The sequence below is a fragment of the Actinosynnema sp. genome, from assembly GCF_052038725.1.
Genome location: NZ_JBQGCX010000443.1, coordinates 1 through 3077, shown reverse-complemented (window position 1 = coordinate 3077; position 3077 = coordinate 1). Strand labels below are relative to the sequence as shown.

General features: G+C 74.8%; 2 protein-coding genes. Both read right to left on the bottom strand.

What is annotated here, in order from left to right; all coding sequences use genetic code 11:
- Positions 1–595, bottom strand: a 595-nt coding sequence (locus ACTUAL_RS09020) for a nitronate monooxygenase (RefSeq protein ID WP_440899932.1), incomplete at its 3' end; no start/stop codon positions are given.
- 687 nt (positions 596–1282) lie between these two features.
- The coding region (locus ACTUAL_RS09015; RefSeq protein WP_440899931.1) for a non-ribosomal peptide synthetase at positions 1283–3077 on the bottom strand (1795 nt) is incomplete at its 5' end.

Sequence of the window (3077 nt, the reverse complement as noted above, 5' to 3'; positions counted from 1 at the left end):
ACCCGTCGAGCCCGCGCAGCGCCTCGGTGGTCGCGACGGGCAGGCCCGCGTCGTCGTACAGCGCGAGCTGGGTGTCCAGCAGCACGCCCGCCGCGCCGCCCGCGACGGCGGCGGCGGCCGTGTGCGGCCCGATGCCGCCCGCGGCCCACACCGGGACGTCGCCGACCTCGGCGAGCAGCTGCTGGAGCAGCACGAACGTGCTCAGCTCGCCGACCCGCCCACCGGACTCGCGCCCCCTGGCGACGAGCCCGACCGCGCCCGCCGCGAGCGCGGCAGCGGCTTCGGCGAGGTCGGTGACCTCGACGAGCACCTCGCGGTCGGCGAACTCGGCCGGTGAGCGCGCGGGGTCGGCCAGCAGCACGACCTCGGCGGCCTCGGGCAGCGCGGGCACGACCGAGTCCGGCCGCACGCGCACGCCGAAGCGGCCCGGTGTCCAGCGGGCGGTGTCCGCGAGCGCGCGCACCGCCCCGCCGAGGTCGGCGGGCAGCTCCAGGACCGCGAGCGCACCGGCGCGCGCGGCGGCGGCGGTGAGTCGCGGCGCGGACCGGTGGACCGGGTTGAGCGCGATGACCAGTTCCGAACGAACCACTCGCATGAACGTCTCCCGGCACGGCGAGTAGGCGACCCGATGATCGATCAGCCGTAGTCAAGAGAAGGAGGCACGACGGGGTCAACACCCCCCGTTCGGCCGGCAGGAAACGCTTTCGAAAAAGGATCGGGGACAAATTGTTCGGAACCGCACGGCGGCTGAACTGGGCAGTAACCTGGCAGATCGAGAATTTCCGCCCACCCAGGTCACGACCTCGTCATGCATCCGACACCAAAGCATTACGGCTCACGCAAAATTTGTGAGCAAGATCACAACCATTCGGTGTAGTGGTGGATACACCAGCAGCCCCACCGGATTCGTCCGACGATCCTTACCCCTCAGGGGAACCGGGTACACCCCCGCCACCGGCCGCGGGCGTGCCGCTGAATAGCCAGACAACAACCGATAAACACTCAATTCAGCGTTGACGAAAGTCCCCGATCGCCGTATTGCGCAACCCCGATTCCGCCCGCACGACACCCCCGGTCAACACGAACCCCGCCGAAGGAAAAACCCGAGGCCCGTTCAGCCGCGCGCGACCACGACGAGTTCACCCGAGGGCGAGTGGCCCCACCTCCACCGCCACCCTCCGTGCACGCCGACGGGCGCGCGGACCGGACACCCCGGCCGCGCGCCCACGCCTTTCAGCGGCCTCGCCCGACCCACCTCAGGCAGCCCCCCTCAAGCACCCCCTCAGGCGTTCCCCTCCCGCTCCGGCACCCGCCCCCGCCGCGACCCCGACCCCGAAGGCCGGGTCCGCTGCTGCGGGACGGGGGTGGTCACCCGGTTCGCCAGGAGGCGGACCGTGCGCGCCTCCACCAGCTCCGCCGCCGACAGCCGCACCCCCCACCGCGCCGCGACCTCGTCCCGCAGCCGCAGCAGGTCCACCGAGGTCCCGCCCAGCGCGGCGAAGTCGTCCACCGCACCCACGAGGTCCACGTCCAGCAGCACCGACCACAGCGCCGCCAGCTCGCGCTCCACCTGCCCCCGCGGCGCGACGTAGTCGTGGCCCAACAAGGGCCGGGAGCGGTCCGGGGCGGGGAGGGCGGCGTGGTCGACCTTGCCGTGGGCGGTCAGCGGCAGGCGGTGCACGGGCACGAACACGGACGGCACCAGGTGTTCCGGCAGGGTCTCCTTGAGGAACGCCCGCAGCTCCGGCACCGGCACCGCCCAGTCGGTCTCCAGGTGCGCCAGCATCCCGCCGCGCCCGTCCGCCGTCACCACCGCCCCGGTGATCATCGGGTGCCTGCACAGCGCCGCCTCGACCTCGCCCGGCTCCACCCGGTGCCCGCGCACGTTGAGCTGCCGGTCGATCCGCCCGATGAACTCCAGGTCCCCGCTGGGCAGCAGCCGCGCCAGGTCGCCGGTGCGGTACAGCAGCGCGCCCGGCCGGTCGGAGTGCGGGTCGGTCAGGAAGCTCTCGTCGGTCTGCTCCGGCCGGTTCACGTACCCGCGCCCCACCCCCGCCCCGCCGATCAGCACCTCGCCGACCTCTCCGGGCGCGGCGGTGGCCCCGGCCTCGCGGCGCAGCAGCACGGTCACCCCGCGCAGCGGGCGCCCGATGGTGGGCCGCTCGCCGGGCGCGCACTCGCCGAGCGTCGCGCACACCGTGGTCTCGGTCGGCCCGTACGCGTTGACCAGCCGCACCCGCCCCGCCCACCGGTCCACGAGCGCCTGCGTGACGGGCTCGCCGCCGGACACCAGGGTCCGCAGGTGCGGCAGCCCGCCGGTGGGCAGCGACGCGAGCAGCGACGGCGCCGCCGACAGGTGCGTGACGCGCAGCTTGCGCAGCACCCGCGCCAGCTCGACCCCGGCCAGCACGGCGCCACCCGGCGGCAGGCACAGCACCCCGCCGGACAGCAGGCTCATCGCCAGCTCCCACACCCACGCGTCGAAGGTGGGCCGGGCGAACTGGAGCACGCGCGCCCCGTCCAGGTCGCCGAAGTGCTCCGCGACGGCCAGCGCCAGGTTCACCACGCCCTCGTGCCCGATGGCGACGCCCTTGGGCGAGCCGGTCGACCCGGAGGTGTAGAGCACGTACGCGAGCGGCCCCGGCACGTCGGCGGGCTCGGCCGCGACGCCGGGCCGGTCCACGCGCAGCACCCTCGGCCCCCGGATCGGCGGCGACGGCTCGTGGTCGGCGATCACCAGCGGCGCGGACGTGTCGGTCAGCGCGATCCGGGCGCGGGCGCGCGGCTGCGCGGGAGGCAGGGGCACGTGCGCGGCCCCGGCCCGCCACACCGCCAGCACCGACACCACGAACGCGTACCCGCCGCCGACCCGCAGCCCGACCACGTCGCCGGGGTGGACGCCCGAGGCGGCGATCCGGGTGGCGAGCGCGTCCGCGTGCCTGCGCAGCGCGCCGTAGGTGACGACCTCGGCGCCGTCGTCGACGGCGGGCCGCGACGGGTCGTCCTCGGCCCAGCGGGCGAAGAGCTCGTAGCCGGTCAGGGGCGCTCCCGGCGCGTTCACGAGGCTTCCAACCGGT